Origin of the sequence: Micromonospora sp. NPDC048894, from assembly GCF_040649765.1 — a bacterium.
Taxonomy (GTDB): Bacteria; Actinomycetota; Actinomycetes; order Mycobacteriales; family Micromonosporaceae; genus Micromonospora; species Micromonospora antibiotica.
In genome coordinates this window covers 205,844-225,080 of record NZ_JBEZFY010000002.1, presented here as the reverse complement: position 1 = coordinate 225,080, position 19,237 = coordinate 205,844, and the positions used below count along the sequence as shown (strand labels likewise).

The following is a 19,237-nucleotide window of genomic DNA, read 5'->3' as shown; positions in this document are numbered from 1 at the left end:
CGACCATGGTTGATGGCGTGCGCCGGCCGGGGCCGGCGTCGCCGTGACCACAAGATCATGGGTCACGGGTACGACAGTTCCCGGGGTTCCGACCACCCGGCGCGAAGCGGCATCCGGCGCTCCCGGACGAGCCCGGGCCGGTGGCCGGCATCCGGGCCGGACGCGGTGCCACCGGCGTGCACCCGCGTCGCGCACCCCCATCGCCGCGGGCGTATCTGGAATGCTGCTCCCATGCCTGCCTTCCCGCCCACCTTCGCCGACCAGGTGGTCGCCCAGCCGCTCCGGGCCCAGTTCGAGGCGTTCCTCGACGAGCATCGCGGTGCGCTCGACAGGTGCCTGGACGGGCTGACCGAGGAACAGGCACGGCGGTCGTTGGTGGCCTCCCCGACCACGCTGCTGGGTCTGGTGAAGCACGCGACCTTCGTGGAGAAGGTCTGGTTCGACGAGGCCGTCACGGGTCGCTCGCGCGCCGAGATCGGTCTCCCCGCGACGTCGGACGAGTCGTTCGTCCTCGCCGACGACGACACGATCACCACCGTGCGGCAGGCCCACCGGGAGGCCTGTGCCGCGTCGCGGCGGGCGACGGCCACGCTGGGTCTGGACGACATCCTGTCCGGGCACCGGCGGGGCCCGTTACCCCTACGGTGGGTGTACCTGCACGTGCTGCGGGAGTTGGCCCAGCACTGCGGGCACGCGGACATCCTGCGCGAGCAGCTCCTCGACGGCTAGCCCACGGGGTCGGTCCGCCCTCGGGGCACCCGTGCCGACCGGAGCGGGATGCGATGCCACCTGACCGTGGGGCGGTGCTAGCGGTCCCGGTTGCGGGGGTGCCGCTTGGCCGTGCGCTCGTTGCCGTGCTTGTAGTTGCCGGTGAGGCGGGCCATCAGCTCCTGCGGATCGTCGCTGTCCACGTCGACCAGGAACCGGGCTGCGGCGGCGCCGCGGAGCACCGAGGCGGGGCGGCCGTGGTGCAGCACTTCCACGTCTCCGTTCTTGCGGAGACGGTAGGTGAATCCCTCAGGGGTGCCGGACATCGCCTCATCGTCCTCGCGGACCGGTCCGTTCGCGACCGGATTAGTCGTTCCGACGAGTCGTCGTTCCGCTCACCGGTCTACCTGCCACCGGGGTCGACGGCCGGACCCGGTGCGGCACCCCGAAAACTCCGGCGGGGCGCTAGACCTCCAGTCGCAGCCTGGCCCACCGGCCGCACCATCCCTTGGCCGTCACGCGCTCGCGCACCTTCGCGCGGCCTGCGGCGTGGTCGAAGGCCGGCGAGGGCCGGACGACCATGCCGACCAGGTCGGCCGCGCCGTGGCAGCACACCAGGTGGACCGAGTCGCCACGCAGGGTGACCGCGATGCAGGTTGCCGTCTCGGGCCAGCGCGAGATCGCGTCCAGGGTGTCGAGGTAGGGACCGTCGCGGTTGCGCAGGTGCATCCGTGCCTGGTTGCGGATCTCCCACGGCACCCCGGGCAGCACCGTCGCGGCCCAGGCCTCGGTGCGGACGTCCACACCGGGGTCCCGCTCCTGCGGGTCGAAGTAGGCGACGTCCACGTCGCGCGGCGGCAGGGCCGGCAGCTCGCTGATCGCGTCCCAGACCAGGTTGCGGACGAAGCCGGCACCGATCCACCAGTCCGGCAGGCCGAGGCCGGCAGTGGCCCGGAGGACTCTCATCGCCGCCGGGTCGGACTCGATGAGCCCCACCACGTCCTGTGCGCTCATGACCATCCGGGGAGCCTAGGGCAGCGCCCACCCGGCCGGGGTCACCGCGGTCGGGACGGGTCGTCGCCGAAGGCCGCCGCGAGCGCCGCCGCGATCAGGTCGGCCAGGTCGGTGCGTCCGTCGTCCTGGGCCCACCGCACCAGCGCGGTGTGCATGACGGCCAGGCAGGCGCTGGCCGCCGCCGAGGCGCGGAAGGCCGCCTCCGGGTCGTCGGCCTCGTCGCCGAGTCCCGCCACGATGGCCTGTTGCAGCAGGTGGTGGTTGTCCAGGTGGCGGGCCCGCAGGGCGGGCGTGGAGATCATCAGCCGCAGGCGGGCCAGCAGGAACCGGTCGTCACCGGCGGTGAGCATACGTGCCGCGTCGACGAGCGCGGTGCCGATCCGACGGACGAGGGGCTGGCCGGCCGGTGTCGCGGCGACCCGTTCGGCGACCAGTGGCCCGTTCTGGTCGGCCAGCACGAGGTCCTCCTTGGTCGGGAAGTGCCGGTAGACAGTCATCGGGGACACCCCCGCCGCCGCCGCGACGTCGTTCACCGTCGTGCCGTCGTAGCCGCGCCGGACGAACAACCGCACCGCGTGCGCCTGGATCAGGCGCTGCGTCTCGGCCCGTCGCTGGTCCCGCAGGGTTGAGTGCCGCTCGTCCATCTGATAGACACTACCGTCGTGATAGTTACTACCAAGTTGGGAGCGACTCACGTCATGGGGGATCTGAGTGGCAGGACCGCACTGGTGACCGGCGCGTCGCGGGGCATCGGACAGGCGATCGCGATCCGGCTGGCCGGGCAGGGAGCGGCAGTCATCGCGCACTACGGTGCCGACGAGCACGGCGCGCGGGAGACGGTCGACCGGATCGGGCGCGACGGCGCGACGGCGTACGCCGTCCGCGCGGAACTCGGCGTCGACGGAGATGTCGAGACGCTGTTCGCCGGGGTGACGGCGAGCCTGGCCGGGCGGCCACTGGACATCCTCGTCAACAACGCGGCGGCGCCGCCCGCCGGCCCGCTCGGCGGCACCACCCGGGCCGCCTTCGACCGGCTGTTCGCGGTCAACGTGCGCGCGCCGTACTTCATCATCGAACGGGCGTTGCCGCTGCTGCGCGACGGTGGTCGGATCATCACGATCTCGTCGGTGGCGACCCGGATGGCCAACCCCGGCCAGACGTCGTTCGCCATGACCAAGGGGGCGGTGGAGACGATGACCCTGGCCCTGGCCAACCAGCTCGGGCCCCGGGGCGTCACGGTGAACGCGGTCGCGCCGGGCGCCACCCGGACCGCGACCAACGGACCGGCCTTCGCCACACCGGGCCTGGCCGACCTGATCACCTCGATGACGGCCCTCGACCGGCTGGGCGCTCCCGGTGACGTCGCCGACGTGGTCGCGTTCCTCGCCTCCGACGCCGCACGCTGGGTCACCGGGCAGGTCCTCGACGCCAGCGGCGGCCTCTTCCTGGGCCCGCGCAGCTGACCACCGCGTGGTCCCGGTGCGCCCGCATCCCTGACCCACCGCGCGACCACGATGCGCCCGCGTTCCTGACCACGGTGGCGGTCGCGGCATTGCCCGCGTGCCTCACCACCGCGCGGTCGTGGCCCGTCCGCCAGCCGGTTCAGGCCGGGACGGGATGGTCCGCCTCGAACCGCTCCCGGGTGAGGAACGCCAGTTGGGCCCGCTTGTCGGGCATGTCGATCTCGTCGGCGAAGGTGAACCCCTCCCGTTGCAGCCGCAGCAGCGCGAACCGGTTGCGCACGTCGGGCTCGACCACGATCCGCAGTAGGCCCGGGTCGCGGAACAGGAACCGGGCCAGCGCCGGGCCGATCGCGGTGGTGAGCCCGCGCGGCGGTCGGCGTCCCGGGGCGAGCAGCAGGTGCATCCCGATGTCGCCGGGGCGGACCCGGTAGCGCTCCCCGACCGGGTCGGCCTCCGGCTGGTAGGTCTGGAACAGGCCCACCGGCGTGCCGTCCAATCCGATCAGGTACGCGTGGTGGGTGCTCAGCCCGTCGACGTACGTGTAGACCTCGCGTACCTCCTCGACGGTGTACGACCCCATCCCCCAGAACGTCGCGCGGGGCTCGGTCACCCAGCCGTGCAGCAGCGTGGCGTGGGCGGCCGGGTCGACCACGGTGAGGCTCAACTCACCGAAGCCGGGGATCTGCTCCTGGTAGGTCACGGGGTCCTCGTCTCGGGGTGCGGGGGTGAGGGTGTGCCAGTCGGTGCCGACGGGGATCAGCCCACCGGCGGCCCACAGCGGCAACTGGTCGGCGAAGTGCGGGTCGTCGGGGCGGCCCGAGACACCGAAGGGGACGATCCAGCGGCTCGCCGCCCGGTCGGTGAGGTCCCACACGTACCGGGCGACCGGCCCGCGCCAGCACGCGTCGGAGACCCCCGGCACGCTGGAGGTGGACAGCACGCAGTTGGTGTCGCCACCGAGCGCGGTGCCGTCACGCATCGCGGCCACCCGGTTGGCGACCACCTCGGACACCCCGAGGTGCAGCGGGTGCAGCAGGTGCCGCCGCCCCCAGGGGCCGGGTGGGTCGCCGGCCGCGACCTCCTCCAGCGCGGCGACGGCGAGCGGTTCGACCGCACCGCCGAGGCGGGGCAGCCCGGCGACGACCCCTTCCACGGCGTGCCCGATCCGGGCCAGCGGGTCGGTCCACGGGGCGAAGAGCGGGTCGTAGCCGCCGGGGGAGTGCAACGGGGCCAGGGCGGGGTGCGCGGACAGGCCCCGGACCAGCGCGGCCCGCCAGGCGGCGAACGCCCCGGCGTCGGTGCTGTCGGCGGCCATCCGACCGTCCCAGCCGGTCAGCCGGTCGCGCAGCCGTCGGGCCGGCCCGCTGAGTGACCCCGGGTCGAGCCGGGCGAGCAGGCCCCGCAGCACCGTCGACCCCAGCAGCGTGTCGGTGTGGACGGTGGGCACGTCGACGCCGTCGGCGAGCAGTTCACCGATCCGGTGGGCCCGGTGCGGCGGGGCGAAGTCGACGCCGAGGTGGGCGGTGTCGTCGCGGCGGTCGTTGGCGCAGACCGTCGGCCCGCCGACCTCGACGGGCTTGGCCGTGGCGTGGTCGCCGCGCCACCGGTAGCGGGGCTCCCAGCCGGGCACCGGTTCCCGTCGGCACCGGTCGTCGCGCTGCGGCACCAGGCCGGCGACGAGTTGGAGCACCGTGCCGTGCCGGTCGGCGACGAGCACGCTGTTGACCGGTTCGACCCAGCCACGCAGCGCGTCGGCGACGTCGTCGGCGGTGCGGGCCCGCAGCAGCGGCAGCAGCGCCTCGAAGCCGAGGCTCTCCGTCACCCGGGCCGGGGTGCGCAGGCTGAGCGCCTCCCCGGTGTGCCGGTCGTGGTCGACCACCGGCCCGCGCGGGGTCTCGATCACCTCGACGGTCTCGGTCGCGCCGCCGCGTACCTCGATCCGCTCGACGTGCCGGTGGGCCGGCACCCAACCGTCGGCGTCGCGGACCAGCACCCGGTCGCCGTCGCGGCGCAACTGTTCGCGGTAGAGGTCCTGGTAGTCGGCCATCGCGTTGGTGACCGCCCAGGCGACGTCACCGGCGTGGCCGAAGTGCGGCAGCCCCGGCACGCCGGGGAAGGCCAGCCCGACCACGTCGAACTCGGGGCAGGCCAGCCGGATCTGCTGGTAGATGCCGGGCAGTTCGAGCAGCCGGTGCGGGTCACCGGCGATGACCGGCCCGCGACCGGTCGTCGGGTCGGCGGGCAGCGCCCAGGCGTTGCTGCCGGAGCCGCCGGGCCCCTCGACGGCGAACAGCTCGCGGGCGTGCGGGCCGAGGGTGGCGGCGACGTGGGCGTGCCACAGCTTCTGCGGGAAGGTGCCGAACAGGATGTGCTGGACCAGGAAGACGCCCAGCGGCGTCCAGGGTCGCCACCGGCCGGGGGTGCTGCCGGTGGCGGCGAACTCCGGGGCCGCCACCGCGCCGGCCGGCAACGCGTCGTTGACCCCGTCGGCGTACGCGGTGACCCAGCGCCGGGTGGCCGGGGTGAGCCGGTCGAAGCAGCGTCGGGCGGTGTCGTCGAGGCGGGCCCGCCGGGCGAACCGGTCCCAGTCGAGTTCGGTGGGGCCGACGTGGGCGGCGAGTCGGCCCTCGGCCCGCCAGCGTTCGACCTCGAGCTGCCAGGCCCGGTCGGTGGCGGCCACCCGGCCCTGCCATCGGGCCAGCTCGTCGGCGGTGTCGGCCCACAGGTGCGGTACGCCCCACCGGTCGCGGTGCACGCCGCTGGTCGGACGGTCGCCCGGCGGCATGCCGGTCCCACTCTCCACAGGACTCCTCGTTTAAGTTACCCTCGCCTAACTTAGGCGGACCTTACCTGGAGGGCGTGTGAAACGGAACTGGGAGGCCCTGGTGCTCAAGGCCATGGGCGGCCGGGACTTCCGGCTGACCGTGCGGGGCACCGAGTCGGTCGGCGGGCACTATCAGCGTCTGCTGATGGACGACGGCGGTCTGCTGGCGGCGGGCAAGGTGCACCCCACCATGTGGATCCGGCTCTGGTTCGACGACGCCGGCCGGGCGCACCAGCGGGCGTACACGCTGGTCGACCCGGAGCCCGAGGCCGGCCGGTTCACCCTGGAGTTCGCCCTGCACGACGGGTGCGCGGCCCGCTGGGCGAGCGCCGCGCAGGTCGGTGACACCATCGTCGCCACCCTCCAGGGCAGCGCCTTCGCCCTGCCCGATCCGGCACCCGCCCACCTCTACCTGGTCGGTGACGCCGCTTCGCTGCCGGCGGTGAACAGCCTGCTCGACGCCGCGCCCGACACCCCCGCCACGATCTGGTTGGAGTACGCCCACGACGGGGAGCGGGCGCTGGCCCTGCGTACCCGTGAACAGCACCGGGTCACCTGGGTGCCGCGCGGCGACGACGGGCAGCAACTCGTCGACACCGTCCGCGACGCGCTCCCGGCCGCGCCGGACGCCCACTACTGGGTGGCGTGCGAGGCGGCCACCACCCGTGCCCTCACCCGGCACGTGCGGCGCACCCTCGGGGTGGGCAAGCAGCAGCTGACCTCGCTGGGCTACTGGAGCGCCCGGTGAAGGGACGGCTCGGCACGCTCACCGCGCTCTACGTCACGCAGTACCTCGGCATCGGGTTCATCACCGTCGGACTGACCGCCATCCTGCGCGACGGCGGCACCTCGCTGGACACCCTGGCGTTGCTGCAGTTCGTCGGCCTGGTCTGGCCGTTGAAGTTCCTCTGGGCCCCGCTGCTCGACAGGTACGGCTCCCGCCGGCACGGGCACTACCGGTCCTGGCTGCTGCCGTTGCAGGCGGGTCTGGTGCTGAGCCTGCTGGCGCTGCTGCCGTTCGCCGATCCGACCCGGCAGCTGGGCCCGGTGGTGGCGATCTGCGCGGCCTACGTCTTCCTCTCCGCCACCCAGGACATCGCCGTGGACGCGGTCGCCGTCCGGGTGCTGTCCGAGGGGACCCGGGGGGCCGGCAACGGCATCCAGGTCGCCGCGAGCTACCTGGGCAACCTGCTCGGCGGGGGCGCGTGCGTGCTGGTCTACGACCGGTACGGCTGGGTGCCGGCGATCGGGCTGCTGGCCGCGCTGACCGCCGTCGGGCTGGTGGTGGTGTGGCGGCTGCGGGAACCGGAGCGGGTCGCCCGGGTGGCCGGTGCCGGGCAGGCGTACCGGGCGTTGCTGTCGGTGTTCGGGCAGCCCGGCTGCCGCTGGTGGACCTTCGGCGTGGTGCCGCTGGTCTACACCGGAGCCGGCGCGGCCTATGCCCTGGTCACCCCGGCGCTGGTCGACGCGGGCTGGTCGCTGGCCCGCATCGGCGTGGTCACCGGCGTGGTGATCAGCGCCCCGGCGATCGTGGCGGGCCTGCTCGCCGGGGTCGGCGTCGACCGGTTCGGCCGGGGTCGGCTGCTCGTCGTCGGGGGAGCGGCCCTCGCGGTCTCCACGGCGCTGCTGCTGCCCCTGATGAACGGGCGGGCCCCGCTGGGGACGACGGTCGCCGCGCTGTGCTGCTTCATGGCGGCGTACACCGTGGCCAACGTGGTGCTCTACGTGGTCAACATGGACTACTCGCGGCCGGAGACCGGGGGGACCGACTTCACCGTGCTGTCGTCGTTCGGGTTGGTCTGTTCGTTCGTCGCGGCCTCGATCGGCCTCGCCGCGGCCGACCGGGTCGGCTATCCCGCCGTGGCGGTCGCCTCGGTCGTGCTGGTCGCCCTCGGCGTGGTGGTGGGGTTGGGTCACCAGCGTCGGTTCCGGGTCGCGCCGACCCGGACGGCCGAGCCGGCGGCGCAGTCGGTCGGGGTGCCCGGCTGACCCTCCACCCGGCTGCCCCCGTCGCCTGCCGGCCGATCCGCCCTCCGGCGGGTGTCGGCGTTGACAAGAGGTTAGGTTAGGGTAGCCTAACTCGCGAGATCAACTGGGCCGCCGGGACGACCTGCCCCCGCCCCACCGTCCCTGCCAGTGCGCCCGTCACCGACCGTCGAGGACTGCCCATGAGCCTGCCCGGATCCACCGTCGAGGCCCCCGTGACCGGGACGTACCCCCTTCCGCCCCGCGCCCACCTGCTCAACGCCGGCACCGTCGCGGACTACCGACGGGCCGTCGCCCAGGGCATCGAACGGGTGGCCGCCCGGGTGACCGAGGTGGACCGACCCGCCACCGGCGTCACCCCCGACGAGTTGGCCCCCCGGATCGCTGGCATCGACCTGGACCGGCCGCTCGGCGACACCACCGCCGCCCTCGACGAACTGCACGACGTCTACCTGCGTGACGCCGTCTACTTCCACCACCCCCGCTACCTGGCCCACCTCAACTGCCCGGTGGTCATCCCCGCCCTGCTCGGCGAGGCGGTGCTCAGCGCGGTCAACTCCTCCCTGGACACCTGGGACCAGAGCGCCGGCGGCACCCTGATCGAACGCCGGCTGATCGACTGGACCGCCGAGCGGATCGGCCTCGGCCCGGCCGCCGACGGCGTCTTCACCAGCGGCGGCACCCAGTCCAACCTGCACGCGTTGCTGCTCGCCCGGGAGGAGGCGTACGCCCGGATCGTCGGCGGCGGCACCGACCGGCCCAGCCGGCCCGAGGTGCTGTCCCGGCTGCGGATCATCACCTCCACCGCCGGGCACTTCAGCGTCCAGAAAGCCGCCAAGCTGCTCGGGCTCGGCGCCGACGCGGTGCTCACCGTCGCCACCGACGCCGGCCGGCGGATGCGCACCGACGAACTCGCCGAGACCCTCGACCGGTGCCGCCGCGACGGCCAGACCGTGCTGGCCGTGGTCGCCACCGCCGGCACCACCGACTTCGGCACCATCGACCCGCTGGACCGGATCGCCGAGATCTGCACCGCCGCCGGGGTCTGGCTGCACGTCGACGCCGCGTACGGCTGCGGGCTGCTGGTCTCGCCCACCCGGCGGCACCTGCTCGCCGGCATCGAACGGGCCGACTCGGTCACCGTGGACTACCACAAGTCGTTCTTCCAGCCGGTCAGCTCCAGCGCCCTGCTCGTGCGCGACCGGCGGGTGCTGCGCCACGCCACCTGGCACGCCGACTACCTCAACCCGGCCCGGATGGCCGAGCGGCGTATCCCCAACCAGGTCGACAAGAGCCTGCAGACCACCCGCCGCTTCGACGCCCTCAAGCTCTGGCTCACCCTGCGGATCATGGGCGCGGACGCGGTCGGCGCGCTCTTCGACGAGGTGGTCGACCTCGCCGCCGCCGCCTGGCGGCTGCTCGCCGACGACCCCCGCTTCGAGGTGGTCACCCGCTCACAACTGAGCACGGTGGTGTTCCGCTACCTGCCGCCGGGCGCCGGCCGCGACGTCGTCGACGACGCCAACCTGTACGCCCGCGAGGCGCTGGCCGCCTCCGGCACGGCCCTCGTCGCCGGCACCAAGGTCGACGGCGCCCACCACCTCAAAATCACCCTGCTCAACCCCGAGACCACCCTCGACGACATCGCCCACGTGCTCGACCTGATCGCCGAACACGCCGGCTGGTACGCCCGCACCCGGGCCACCGCCGAGCTGTCCAGCCCCGTCGGCTGACCACCCGCCATGGAGAAAACCCCTGTGTCGACCCACGACTTCATCGCCATCGGGCTGGGCCCGTACAACCTCGGGCTGGCCTGCCTGACCGCGCCGCTCGACGACCTCGACGGCCTGTTCCTCGAAGCCCGCGACGAGTTCGACTGGCACCCCGGCATGCTGCTGGACGCCACCCGGTTGCAGACGCCGTTCATCGCCGACCTGGTCACCCTGGCCGACCCGACCTCCCCGTACTCCTTCCTCAACTACCTGAAGGAATCCGGACGGCTCTACCCGTTCTACATCCGGGAGAGCTTCTTCCCGCTGCGCCACGAGTACAACGACTACTGCCGGTGGGCCGCTGCGAAACTGCCCTCGGTCCGTTTCGGTCACCGGGTCACCTCGGTGGAGTACAACCCCGCCGACGAGCGGTACGTGGTGCACGCCGTGGTCGACGGCGAACGCGTCACCCACCGGGCCCGGCACCTGGTGCTCGGCACCGGCACCCCGCCGCACGTCCCGGACGCCTGCCGGGGCCTCGGCGGCGACGTCATCCACAACTCCCGCTACCGCGAACACCGGGCGGCGCTGCGCACCAAGCGCAGCATCACCATCGTCGGCAGCGGCCAGAGCGCCGCCGAGATCTACCACGACCTGCTCACCGACCTCGGCACCCACGGCTACCAACTCAACTGGGTCACCCGGTCGCCGCGCTTCTTCCCCCTCGAATACACCAAGCTCACCCTGGAGATGACCTCACCGGACTACGTGGACTACTTCCACGCCCTGCCCGAGGAGACCCGCTACCGGCTGGAGGGCACCCAGAAGAACCTCTTCAAGGGGATCAACGCCGACCTGATCAACGACATCTTCGACCTGCTCTACGCCCACCGGGTGCACGGGCCGGTGCCGACCCGGCTGCTGACCAACACCGAACTCACCAGCGCCCGGTACGACGAGAGCACCGGCCGCTACACCCTCGGGCTGCGCAACATCGAACAGGAGCACGACCTGACCCTCGACACCGAGGGGTTGGTGCTGGCCACCGGCTACCATTACCGGCTGCCGGAGTTCCTCGCCCCGATCCACGACCGGCTGCGCTGGGACTCCCACGGCCGGTTCGACGTGGCCCGCAACTACAGCATCGACCACACCGGCCGGAGGGTGTTCCTCCAGAACGCCGGCACCCACACCCACAGCATCACCTCACCCGACCTGGGCATGGGCCCGTACCGCAACTCCTGGATCATCCGGGAGTTGACCGGGCGCGAGCACTACCCGATCGAGCAGCGGATCGCCTTCCAGGAGTTCGGCGTCCCGGCGGGCGGCGCCTCGTGACCCCCGTCGTCCACCACCGGCACGACCCCGCGCTCGGCGAGTTCGCGCTGCGCACCCTCGACCCGGAGGGCGACGCCAGGCTGCTGCACCGCTGGGTGACCCACCCGAAGTCGGCGTTCTGGCTGATGCAGGACGCCGACGTCGACCGGGTCGCCCGGGAGTACCGGGGCATCGCCGACCACCCGCATCACGACGCGTACCTCGGGCTGTGGCGCGGCGAACCGGCGTTCCTCGCCGAACGCTACGACCCGGCCCGGGTCGACCTGGTCGGCCTCTACCCCGCGCAGTCCGGCGACGTCGGCATGCACTTCCTCTGCGCCCCCACCGACCAGCCGGTGCACGGCTTCACCCGGGCCGTCATCACCACCGTCCTGGACTGGCTCTTCGCCGACCCGGCCACCCGACGGGTCGTCGTCGAACCCGACGTGCGCAACACCGCCGTGCACGCCCTCAACGCGGCCGTCGGGTTCACCGTCGTCGGCCCGATCCGCAAACCGGAGAAGGACGCCCTGCTCAGCGTCTGCACCCGCGACCAGTTCCTGGCCGCCACCCGAGGAGACCTGCCCGCGTGAACCCCGCCGCCGCCGTGGCCCACCTGACCCCCGCCACCTGGGCCCGCGCCAACCGGCTGCTGGTCGCCAAAGCGCTTGCCGAGTTCACCCACGAACGCCTGGTCGAGCCCGCCGCCACCGGAGACGGCCGGTGGGCCGTCCGCACCGACGACGGCACGGTCGAGTACCGCTTCACCGCCCGCCGCTTCGCCCTCGACCACTGGCAGGTCGACCCGGACAGCATCACCCGGCGACGCGGCGACGAGGACCTGCCGCCCGACGCCGTCGACCTCTGCCTCGAACTGCGCGGCGCGCTCGGCCTCACCGACCAGGTGCTCCCCGTCTACCTGGAGGAGATCACCTCCACCCTGGCCGGCACCGCGTTCAAGCTGGACCGGCCGGCGGTGGGCGCGGCCGAACTGGCCCGCGCCGACTTCCAGGCCATCGAGACCGGGATGACCGAGGGCCACCCGTGCTTCGTGGCCAACAACGGCCGGATCGGCTTCGGCGTGCACGAATACCACGCGTACGCCCCGGAGACCGGCCGGCCGGTGCGGTTGGTCTGGGTCGCCGCGCACCGCGACCACGCCACCTTCAGCAGCGCCGCCGACCTCGACTACCCGACCCTGCTGCGCACCGAACTCGGCCCGGACACCCTGGCCCGGTTCACCACCACCCTGACCGACGCCGGCCTCGACCCCGACGACTACCTGCTCATCCCGGTGCACCCGTGGCAGTGGTGGAACCGGCTCGCCGTCACCTTCGCCGGTGAGGTCGCCCGGCAGCGCCTGGTCTGCCTCGGCGAGGGCCCCGACGAGTACCTGCCGCAGCAGTCCATCCGCACCTTCTTCAACGTCACCGACCCGCACCGGCACTACGTCAAGACCGCCCTGTCCGTGCTCAACATGGGCTTCCTGCGGGGCCTGTCGGCCGCCTACATGGAGGCCACCCCGGCGATCAACGACTGGCTCGTCGACCTGGTCACCGGCGACCTGGTGCTCGCCGGCACCGGACTGACGGTCATCCGGGAACGGGCCGCCGTCGGCTACCGCCACCCGCAGTACGAGGCGGCCACCGACCGCTACTCGCCGTACCGCAAGATGCTGGCGGCGCTGTGGCGGGAGAGCCCGGTGCCCGGCCTGGCCCCCGGCCGGCGGCTGTCCACCATGGCCGCCCTGCTGCACACCGACCGCGACGGAGGGTCGCTCGCCGCCGCCCTGATCGCCGAGTCCGGCCTGCCCCCACGGGAGTGGCTGCGTCGCTACCTCGACGCCTACCTGGTGCCGCTGCTGCACAGCTTCTACGCGCACCGGCTGGCCTTCATGCCGCACGGCGAGAACGTGATCCTGGTGCTGCACGACGGCGCGGTCGAGCGGGTGATCTTCAAGGACATCGCCGAGGAGATCGTGGTGATGGACCCCGACGTCGACCTGCCACCGCTGGTGCAGCGGGTCCGTGCCGCCATCCCCGACGACGAGCAGCTGCTGACCATCTTCACCGACGTCTTCGACTGCTTCTTCCGCCACCTCAACGCCGTGCTGGCCGGGGCCGGGGTCCTCGACGAGGACGACTTCTGGCGCACCGTCGCCGACTGCGTGACCGACTACGCCGCCCGGGTGCCGCACCTGGCCGACCGGCTGCGCCGGCACGACCTGTTCGCCCCGGAGTTCACCCTGTCCTGCCTCAACCGGCTGCAACTGCGCAACAACCAGCAGATGGTCGACCTCGCCGACCCGTCGGCGGCGCTCCAGTTCGCCGGCACCCTGACCAACCCGCTCGCCCGGCACGCCCCGCCCCGATGAGCACCGTGTTGTCCGCCGCCCGGCCCGGCCCGGCGACCCCGTTGCGGTCGCGTTGGTTGATCCTGGCGGTGCTCTGCCTCGCCCAGTTGACCGTGGTGCTGGACAACACGGTGCTCACCGTGGCGGTGCCGGTGCTCACCACCGAACTGGACGCCAGCACCACCGACATCCAGTGGATGATCAACGCGTACGCGCTGGTGCAGTGCGGGCTGCTGCTCACCGCCGGCAGCGCCGCCGACCGCTACGGCCGCCGCCGGATGCTCGTCGCCGGCCTGGTGCTGTTCGGCGTCGGTTCGCTGGCCGCCGGGTTGGCCCGCTCCGGCGACCAGCTGATCGCCGCCCGCGCCGGCATGGGCGTCGGCGGGGCACTGCTGGTCACCGCCACCCTCGCCGTCGCCATGCAGGTCTTCGACGGCGCCGAACGCTCCCGGGCGATCGGCCTCTGGGCGGCCACCAGTGCCCTCGGGTACGCCGCCGGACCGCCCATCGGCGGCATCATCCTCGCCCACCTGCCGTGGGGGGCGATCTTCCTGGTCAACGTGCCCATCGTGCTGCTCTGCCTGGTGGCCGGCCTCGCGCTGGTGCCGGAGTCCCGCGACCCGGTGGGTGGGCGGCCCGACGTCGGTGGGGTGCTGCTGTCCACCGCCGGCCTCACCGGCGTGGTCTGGGCGATCATCGACGGTCCCGAGCGTGGCTGGACGGCACCGGCGGTGCTCGTCGCGGCCGGCGGCGGTGTGCTGCTGCTGGCCACGTTCGTCTGGTGGGAACGACGGATCACCGCACCCATGCTGGACATGCACTTCTTCACCGACCGCCGGTTCGTCGGCGCGGTCACCGGGGTCGTCCTGATCACCTTCGGCTCCACCGGCGCGCTGTTCCTGCTCACCCAGGACCTCCAGTTCGTCCGCGGCTACCCGGCCTGGGAGGCGGGGCTGCGGATGGTGCCGTTCGCGCTGTCCATCGTGCTGCTCAACCTCGGTGGGGTCGCCACCCGGCTGATCCGCCGGCTCGGCGTGCCCGGGGCCATCGCGCTGGGCATGGTGCTGCTCTCCGCCGGCCTGACGCTGATCACCCACGTGCGCACCGACGGCTACGGCGTGCTGCTGACCGGGTTGCTGGTGATGGGCTTCGGCTGCGCCCTGGCCAACCCCGCGATCGTCGAGGCGGTGATGAGCGCCATCCCGCCGTCGAAGGCCGGCGTCGGCGCGGGGATCGACGGCACCATGGCCGAGGTGGGGGGCAGTCTCGGCATCGCCGTGCTCGGGGCGGTGCTCAACGCCCGGTTCGCCGCGTTGGTGCCGGTCGCGGTGGCCGGCGTCGGGTCGTACCCGGCCGCGCTGGCCGCCGCCGGGAGCGAGACCGAACGCGCCCAGGTCACCGACGCCTTCTCGTCGGCGCTGGTCACCGGGCAGACCGCCGGGGCGGTGGCGGTGCTGGCCGGCGGGCTGCTCGCCGCCGGGCTGCTGCGCCGCGCCGAACGCACCCGCTGAGCGTGTCCGCCGTCGGGCGCACCCACCGAGCACGCCTGCCGGGTGTCGGCAGCTCAGCGGGTGCGCCCAGCTGCCGGTTTTCGCCCCGCTCAGCGGGCCGCCCCGCTGCCTACCGGCCAGGCGGCCGGGATCCGTTCCAGCAGCCCACCGGCGAACACGTCGCGTAACCCGAGCGGCTTGAGGTGGACGTACCCGATGTGGCAGTCGCAGAGGGCGGCGTCGCACGCCCGGGGCTTCAGGGCGGCCCGCCACGACCCGTCGTAGAGGTTGCCGATCGGCGCGGGCCGGAAGTGGCAGCGGCGCACGGTGCCGTCACCCGCGACGGAGATCGCCGTCTCCCCGGCGTGGCAGGGCCGGTCGAGCGACGGATGCGCACGCACACTCCAGCCGAACAGCGGGTCCAGCGCCGTCCAGGCCGCCTCCTGTTCGGCGGGGTAGTGGTGCCCGTCGGCGGCGTTCACCCACAGGTACACCTCCGGGGGCAGGACGGCCCGTAGCGCCCGCGCCTCGGCCAGGTGCTCGGGCAGGCCGACCACCCCCACCGAGTAGCGCACGCCCAGCTCGGACAGCCGGGCGCAGCGGGCGAGGAACCGGTCCCGGGTGACCTGCCCCGGGTGGTACGTCGTCCACAGTGCCGCCGTGGCCCGGTCGGCGTCGGCCAGCCAGTCCACCCGGGCGGCCAGGTTGGTCTGGATGACCACCCGGTCGACGTGCGGCAGGTGCGACAGCGTCACCATGGCCTCGCGGTACCAGCTGCGGGTCAGCCCCTCGCCCCACGGGGTGAACAGCACCGACAGCCGCCGGTCGGTGGTGGCCGCCACCCAGCCGGTGAACCGGTCCAGCGCTGCCCGGTCGGCGCGCAGCAGCTCCGGCGGGTCGACCCGCTTGGCGAACGGGCAGTACGGGCAGTCGTAGTTGCAGCTCGCCAACGGCCCCCGGTAGAGCACCGCCAGCTCCGCCCCGACGTCGGCCGCCCCGGCCCCGGAACACCCCGGCTGCGCAGCCCGGGACGTGACAGGGTGCAGCGGCAGCACCGCCCGGGGCGTGACGGGGTGTGGCAACGACGGCGGCCGGCCGGTCACCGGGGCACGTACCCGGTCATCGCCTGCCTCACCCGGGCGGAGGTCAGCCACGGGCCGATCGCGTCGGAGCGGGCCAACCCGGCCGGGGTGAGCCGCAGCCCGTCGGCGCTGGCCCACCCACGGGCGACCAGTTGCCCCAGCTCAGGGAAGTCCTCGCCCGGCGGCCGGCCGAACCGGGCGGTGTAGGCCGCCGCATCGACCCCCTCGGCGCGCAGCAGCGACTTGAGCAGCCACCGGCGGCGCTGCTCGGCGCCGTCGAGGGCGAAACCGAACTCGGCGTGGCGGAAGTCGTCGGCGGGGCGGGCCAGGTAGTCGTCCAACACCATCCGGACCTGCGACACGGAGACCGCGTAGTCGAACGAGTAGTGCAGCGCGGTGGTGTAGGAGCGCGCCCCGCACCCGAGGCCCACCATGCCGTCGTCCTGGCAGCAGTAGTCCGGCCCGTCCGGGGCGGACATGTCGGCGCGGCGGAACTGCCGCATCGACTCCTGCCGGTAGCCGGCCGCGCCGAGGACCTGCACCGCCTGCTCGTAGAGGGCCAGCCGGTGGGCGTCCCAGTCGGCCCGGCCGTGCGCCCGCCGACCCAGCCCGGTCAACGGCCGCACGTAGAGCGGGTAGAGGTACAGCTCCTCCGGCCGCCAGGCCAGCGCCGCGTCCAGGCTCTCCTGCCAGGTCGCCGCCGTCTGCCCGTCGATGCCGTAGATCAGGTCGATGTTGAGCACCGGGACCGCCGCGGCCCGGATCGCGCCGAGCGCCGTCTCCACCTCCGCGCGCCGCTGCGGCCGGCCGGCGGCCCGCGCCTCGACGTCGAGGAAGCTCTGCACGCCGATGCTCACCCGGTGCACCCCGTGTGCCGCCAGCACCGCCAGCCGCTCCGGCGTCGCGGTGGCCGGCGAGGTCTCCACCGCCAGCGGTACGCCCGGCAGCCGCGCCCCGGAGGTGCCGGTGACGATGTCGAACAGGTCGGTCAGCTCGTCGGCGGTCAGGTAGGTGGGGGTGCCCCCGCCGAACGCCACCCGGGCGTACCCGGCGTCGTCGCCGAGCGCGTCGGCGACCCGTTCCGCCTGCCGGCGCAGTTGCCGCAGGTAGGCCGTCACCTGCTCCTGCGGGGCGTTGGCCCGGGTGAACAGGTTGCAGAAGCCGCAGCGCATCTCGCAGAACGGCAGGTGCACGTAGAGGAACAACGCGTCGCGGGCCTCGGCCCGCCACACGTCGGCCAGCAGCGGCCGGGGCCGCAACGCCCGGTAGGAGGTCTTGTGCGGGTACGCGTAGAGGTACTGCTGGTACGGCGAGCCGTCGAGGCCCGTGTCGGTGCTGGTCACCATTCCCCCGGTCGCAGAGTGAAGTGGGCGTACGGCACGGTCCACACCACGTCGTGGCCGACCCGGTGGCCGGTGTGCCCGTCCTCGCCGTACGCCGTGCCGTGGTCGGAGCAGATGATCGTGAACACCGGCCGCCCCCGCCCGGTGAGCAGGGCGAACAACCGGTCGACCCGGGAGTCGACGTACTCCAGGGCGGCGGCGTGACTGTCCCGGCTGTCCTGCGCCGCGCCGGGCAGGTGGTGCCGGTTGGGTTGGTGCAGGGCGGCGACGTTGAGGAAGGTGAACACCGGCCGGTCGGCGGGCTGGCCGGGCAGCACCTCGGCCAGCCGGTCGAGTTGCGCGTCGAGGCAGGTGGGGGAGGTGACCCCGAACGCCGGCTCCCAGTGCGCCTCGGCGAACAGGCCCGGCAGCACCGACCCGAGCGGGCTGCGCCGGTTGAAGAAGCCCACCCCGCCCAGGCAGAGCGTGTGGTAACCCGCCCCGGTCAGCGCGGTCGGCAGGTCGGGGGCGTCGAAGACCCAGGTGTCGGCCCCGGCGGTCTCGCTGCCCGGGAACGCCGCCGCGTACAGCCGCTCGTGCCGACCCGGCCCCACCGGGGTGGGCAGGAAGCCGGCGAAGAAGGCGTGGTGTGCGGCGTAGGTGAAGCTCGCGGGGGAGTGCCGTCGCTCCCACCGCCCGCCCGGCAACACCCGGGTCAGCCGGGGTGTCCGACCGGCTTCGGCCAGCTCGTCGGCCACGTCGAAACGCAGCGTGTCCAGGGTGACCAGGCAGATGTCGTGACTGCCGATCAGCGCGCGCATCCCGCCTCCTCCCGTCGCGTCGTCGCCGGCCCGCCGACCGCCGGGTCGGGCCCGGCCGTTGCCGGGCCGTCGCCGGCCACCGTCGCGGTCGCCTGCCACCGGTCCCACCGGCCGCTGGTCAGCGCGTGCACCTGCTCGGCGTAGGTGTCCCGCCCGTCGGCCAGCACCCCCGGCAGCAGGTCGCCGAACGCGTTGACCTCGGCGACCGCGTGCCGTCGCCAGCCCACCAGGAACATCAGGTCGACCCCGACGTGCAGCGACCGGGGGAAGCACGCCGCCGCCCGCTCGCAGGTCCGCATCGCCGCCGCCCAGGACTCCGGGCCGGCCGCCGCCCGCAGCGCGGCCAGGTCGCCACGGGCGTTGCCCAGGTGCAGGTTGGTCAGCGGTCCCCGGGCGGCCCGGACCACGGCGTGGGTGGCCCGGCCGGCGACCACCACCACCCGCAGGTCGACCACCCGGTCGGCCAGCCCGGCCTTGGGCAGCCACTGCTCCACGTGCAGGCCCTCCGGGGCGAGCCGGTCGACCAGCGCCGCGACGGTCGCCTCGTCGTCGTAGCGGCGCAGCCGCAGCGAGTTGAACAGCCCGTCCGGGGTGATCTCGATCGGGGTGACCGCCTGCACCCGGCGTGGCCCGACCGCGAGCGCGATCACCCCGGCCGCCGACGAGCCGTGCGCCGGCTTGACGAACACCCGGTGCCAGCCGGCCGCCGCCATCGCCGCCCGCAACTGCGGATAGCCGTCGACCGGCGGGAGCGCCGCCGGCACCGGCACCTTGGCGGCCGACAGCAGCGCGTGGCAGCGGCGCTTGTCGCACAGCGCCGCCACGTCGTCGGGGTGGTTGAGCAGCGTCGCGCCCCCGGCGGCCACCCGGCCCATTGCGGCCACCAGCCCGGCGTACGTGTCGGCGAGGCCGATCAACTCCCCGTGCCGGGCGGGGGTGGCCGCGTCGCGTAGCAGCCGGTCCACCTCCGCGTCCTCGCCGGGGGAGTCGACCCGGACCAGGGCGTCGGCGTCCGGCGGGGCCGCCCCGGTGAGCACCCGTGCCCAGGGCAGCACCGCCGGGTCGGGCAACCCCGCCTCGCGTACGGCCCGCCGGAACAGCGCGACCCGCCGGTTGTCGGGGTTGCCCACCACGGTCAGTCGCAT

General features: G+C 73.7%; 17 protein-coding genes and 1 pseudogene. 9 read left to right on the top strand and 9 right to left on the bottom strand.

Going from position 1 to position 19,237, the window contains the following annotated elements:
• Positions 1–231 precede the first annotated feature (231 nt).
• On the top strand, positions 232–729 hold the full coding sequence (locus AB0C22_RS04900) for a DinB family protein (RefSeq protein ID WP_219461838.1): 498 nt from the start codon (positions 232–234) through the stop codon (positions 727–729).
• A gap of 77 nt (positions 730–806) precedes the next feature.
• Here the strand turns inward: AB0C22_RS04900 and AB0C22_RS04895 are convergent, their stop codons facing one another.
• From AB0C22_RS04895 to AB0C22_RS04885, 3 genes are all read right to left on the bottom strand, one after another.
• Entirely contained in the window at positions 807–1,034 is a 228-nt protein-coding gene (locus AB0C22_RS04895; protein ID WP_091240024.1) for a hypothetical protein, read from the bottom strand.
• A gap of 139 nt (positions 1,035–1,173) precedes the next feature.
• Positions 1,174–1,722 carry a nucleotidyltransferase family protein gene (locus AB0C22_RS04890; protein ID WP_255597569.1) on the bottom strand — a complete coding sequence of 183 codons (549 nt, stop codon included), beginning with the start codon at positions 1,720–1,722 and terminating at the stop codon, positions 1,174–1,176.
• Positions 1,723–1,763: 41 nt separating this feature from the next.
• Positions 1,764–2,366: a helix-turn-helix domain-containing protein gene (locus AB0C22_RS04885; RefSeq protein WP_357533548.1), complete on the bottom strand. Its 603-nt coding sequence runs from the start codon at positions 2,364–2,366 to the stop codon at positions 1,764–1,766.
• Between the two features lie 54 nt (positions 2,367–2,420).
• Here AB0C22_RS04885 and AB0C22_RS04880 point away from each other — a divergent pair, with 54 nt between their 5' ends.
• Positions 2,421–3,185, top strand: coding sequence for an SDR family oxidoreductase (locus tag AB0C22_RS04880; RefSeq protein ID WP_357533546.1), 765 nt, complete (start codon positions 2,421–2,423; stop codon positions 3,183–3,185).
• Positions 3,186–3,324: 139 nt separating this feature from the next.
• Here the strand turns inward: AB0C22_RS04880 and AB0C22_RS04875 are convergent, their stop codons facing one another.
• A complete protein-coding gene (locus tag AB0C22_RS04875; RefSeq protein WP_308291093.1) occupies positions 3,325–3,885 on the bottom strand; it encodes a GNAT family N-acetyltransferase in 561 nt (186 codons plus the stop codon).
• A 24-nt stretch (positions 3,886–3,909) separates the two neighbouring features.
• A pseudogene (locus AB0C22_RS04870) lies at positions 3,910–5,970 on the bottom strand (penicillin acylase family protein); the annotation flags it as partial.
• Between the two features lie 76 nt (positions 5,971–6,046).
• On the opposite strand from AB0C22_RS04870, the gene AB0C22_RS04865 reads away from it, so the two are divergent.
• The 7 genes from AB0C22_RS04865 (at position 6,047) to AB0C22_RS04835 (ending at position 14,888) form a co-directional block, all read left to right on the top strand.
• Positions 6,047–6,757, top strand: a complete 711-nt coding sequence (locus tag AB0C22_RS04865; protein WP_357533544.1) for a siderophore-interacting protein — start codon at positions 6,047–6,049, stop codon at positions 6,755–6,757.
• Positions 6,754–7,998 (top strand): MFS transporter, encoded by a 1,245-nt coding sequence (locus AB0C22_RS04860; protein ID WP_208566026.1) that lies wholly within the window; start codon positions 6,754–6,756, stop codon positions 7,996–7,998. The genes AB0C22_RS04865 and AB0C22_RS04860 overlap by 4 nt, the downstream gene beginning before the upstream one ends.
• A 179-nt stretch (positions 7,999–8,177) precedes the next feature.
• Positions 8,178–9,728, top strand: coding sequence for an aspartate aminotransferase family protein (locus AB0C22_RS04855; protein WP_357533542.1), 1,551 nt, complete (start codon positions 8,178–8,180; stop codon positions 9,726–9,728).
• Positions 9,729–9,752: 24 nt separating this feature from the next.
• Positions 9,753–11,045 carry a SidA/IucD/PvdA family monooxygenase gene (locus AB0C22_RS04850; RefSeq protein WP_357533540.1) on the top strand — a complete coding sequence of 431 codons (1,293 nt, stop codon included), beginning with the start codon at positions 9,753–9,755 and terminating at the stop codon, positions 11,043–11,045.
• Positions 11,042–11,617 carry a GNAT family N-acetyltransferase gene (locus AB0C22_RS04845; protein WP_357533538.1) on the top strand — a complete coding sequence of 192 codons (576 nt, stop codon included), beginning with the start codon at positions 11,042–11,044 and terminating at the stop codon, positions 11,615–11,617. Before AB0C22_RS04850 ends, AB0C22_RS04845 begins: the two co-directional genes overlap by 4 nt.
• The gene (locus AB0C22_RS04840; protein ID WP_357533536.1) at positions 11,614–13,398 is read left to right on the top strand and encodes an IucA/IucC family siderophore biosynthesis protein; all 1,785 of its coding nucleotides are present in this window, start codon (positions 11,614–11,616) and stop codon (positions 13,396–13,398) included. The genes AB0C22_RS04845 and AB0C22_RS04840 overlap by 4 nt, the downstream gene beginning before the upstream one ends.
• Positions 13,395–14,888: an MFS transporter gene (locus AB0C22_RS04835; protein WP_357533534.1), complete on the top strand. Its 1,494-nt coding sequence runs from the start codon at positions 13,395–13,397 to the stop codon at positions 14,886–14,888. The genes AB0C22_RS04840 and AB0C22_RS04835 overlap by 4 nt, the downstream gene beginning before the upstream one ends.
• Positions 14,889–14,977: 89 nt before the next feature.
• Here AB0C22_RS04835 and AB0C22_RS04830 read toward each other — a convergent pair whose 3' ends face one another.
• Genes AB0C22_RS04830 through AB0C22_RS04815 form a run of 4 tightly spaced genes read right to left on the bottom strand, consistent with a single transcriptional unit; the run spans position 14,978 to position 19,237 of the window.
• Positions 14,978–15,970: an STM4011 family radical SAM protein gene (locus AB0C22_RS04830; protein ID WP_357533532.1), complete on the bottom strand. Its 993-nt coding sequence runs from the start codon at positions 15,968–15,970 to the stop codon at positions 14,978–14,980.
• Complete coding sequence (locus tag AB0C22_RS04825; protein WP_357533530.1) at positions 15,967–17,292, bottom strand: STM4012 family radical SAM protein; 1,326 nt, start codon at positions 17,290–17,292, stop codon at positions 15,967–15,969. Before AB0C22_RS04825 ends, AB0C22_RS04830 begins: the two co-directional genes overlap by 4 nt.
• The gene (locus AB0C22_RS04820; RefSeq protein WP_219461863.1) at positions 17,289–18,092 is read right to left on the bottom strand and encodes an STM4013/SEN3800 family hydrolase; all 804 of its coding nucleotides are present in this window, start codon (positions 18,090–18,092) and stop codon (positions 17,289–17,291) included. The genes AB0C22_RS04825 and AB0C22_RS04820 overlap by 4 nt, the downstream gene beginning before the upstream one ends.
• Positions 18,080–19,237 (bottom strand): STM4014 family protein, encoded by a 1,158-nt coding sequence (locus tag AB0C22_RS04815; RefSeq protein ID WP_357533528.1) that lies wholly within the window; start codon positions 19,235–19,237, stop codon positions 18,080–18,082. Before AB0C22_RS04815 ends, AB0C22_RS04820 begins: the two co-directional genes overlap by 13 nt.

Bases quoted from the DNA above. Each gene is read 5' to 3' on its own strand.
- AB0C22_RS04815 (WP_357533528.1), bottom strand. From the start codon at position 19,237: ATGCGACTGACCGTGGTGGGCAACCCCGACAACCGGCGGGTCGCGCTG.
- AB0C22_RS04835 (WP_357533534.1), top strand. From the start codon at position 13,395: ATGAGCACCGTGTTGTCCGCCGCCCGGCCCGGCCCGGCGACCCCGTTG.
- AB0C22_RS04820 (WP_219461863.1), bottom strand. From the start codon at position 18,092: ATGCGCGCGCTGATCGGCAGTCACGACATCTGCCTGGTCACCCTGGAC.
- AB0C22_RS04890 (WP_255597569.1), bottom strand. From the start codon at position 1,722: ATGAGCGCACAGGACGTGGTGGGGCTCATCGAGTCCGACCCGGCGGCG.
- AB0C22_RS04895 (WP_091240024.1), bottom strand. From the start codon at position 1,034: ATGTCCGGCACCCCTGAGGGATTCACCTACCGTCTCCGCAAGAACGGA.
- AB0C22_RS04900 (WP_219461838.1), top strand. From the start codon at position 232: ATGCCTGCCTTCCCGCCCACCTTCGCCGACCAGGTGGTCGCCCAGCCG.
- AB0C22_RS04855 (WP_357533542.1), top strand. From the start codon at position 8,178: ATGAGCCTGCCCGGATCCACCGTCGAGGCCCCCGTGACCGGGACGTAC.
- AB0C22_RS04880 (WP_357533546.1), top strand. From the start codon at position 2,421: ATGGGGGATCTGAGTGGCAGGACCGCACTGGTGACCGGCGCGTCGCGG.
- AB0C22_RS04885 (WP_357533548.1), bottom strand. From the start codon at position 2,366: ATGGACGAGCGGCACTCAACCCTGCGGGACCAGCGACGGGCCGAGACG.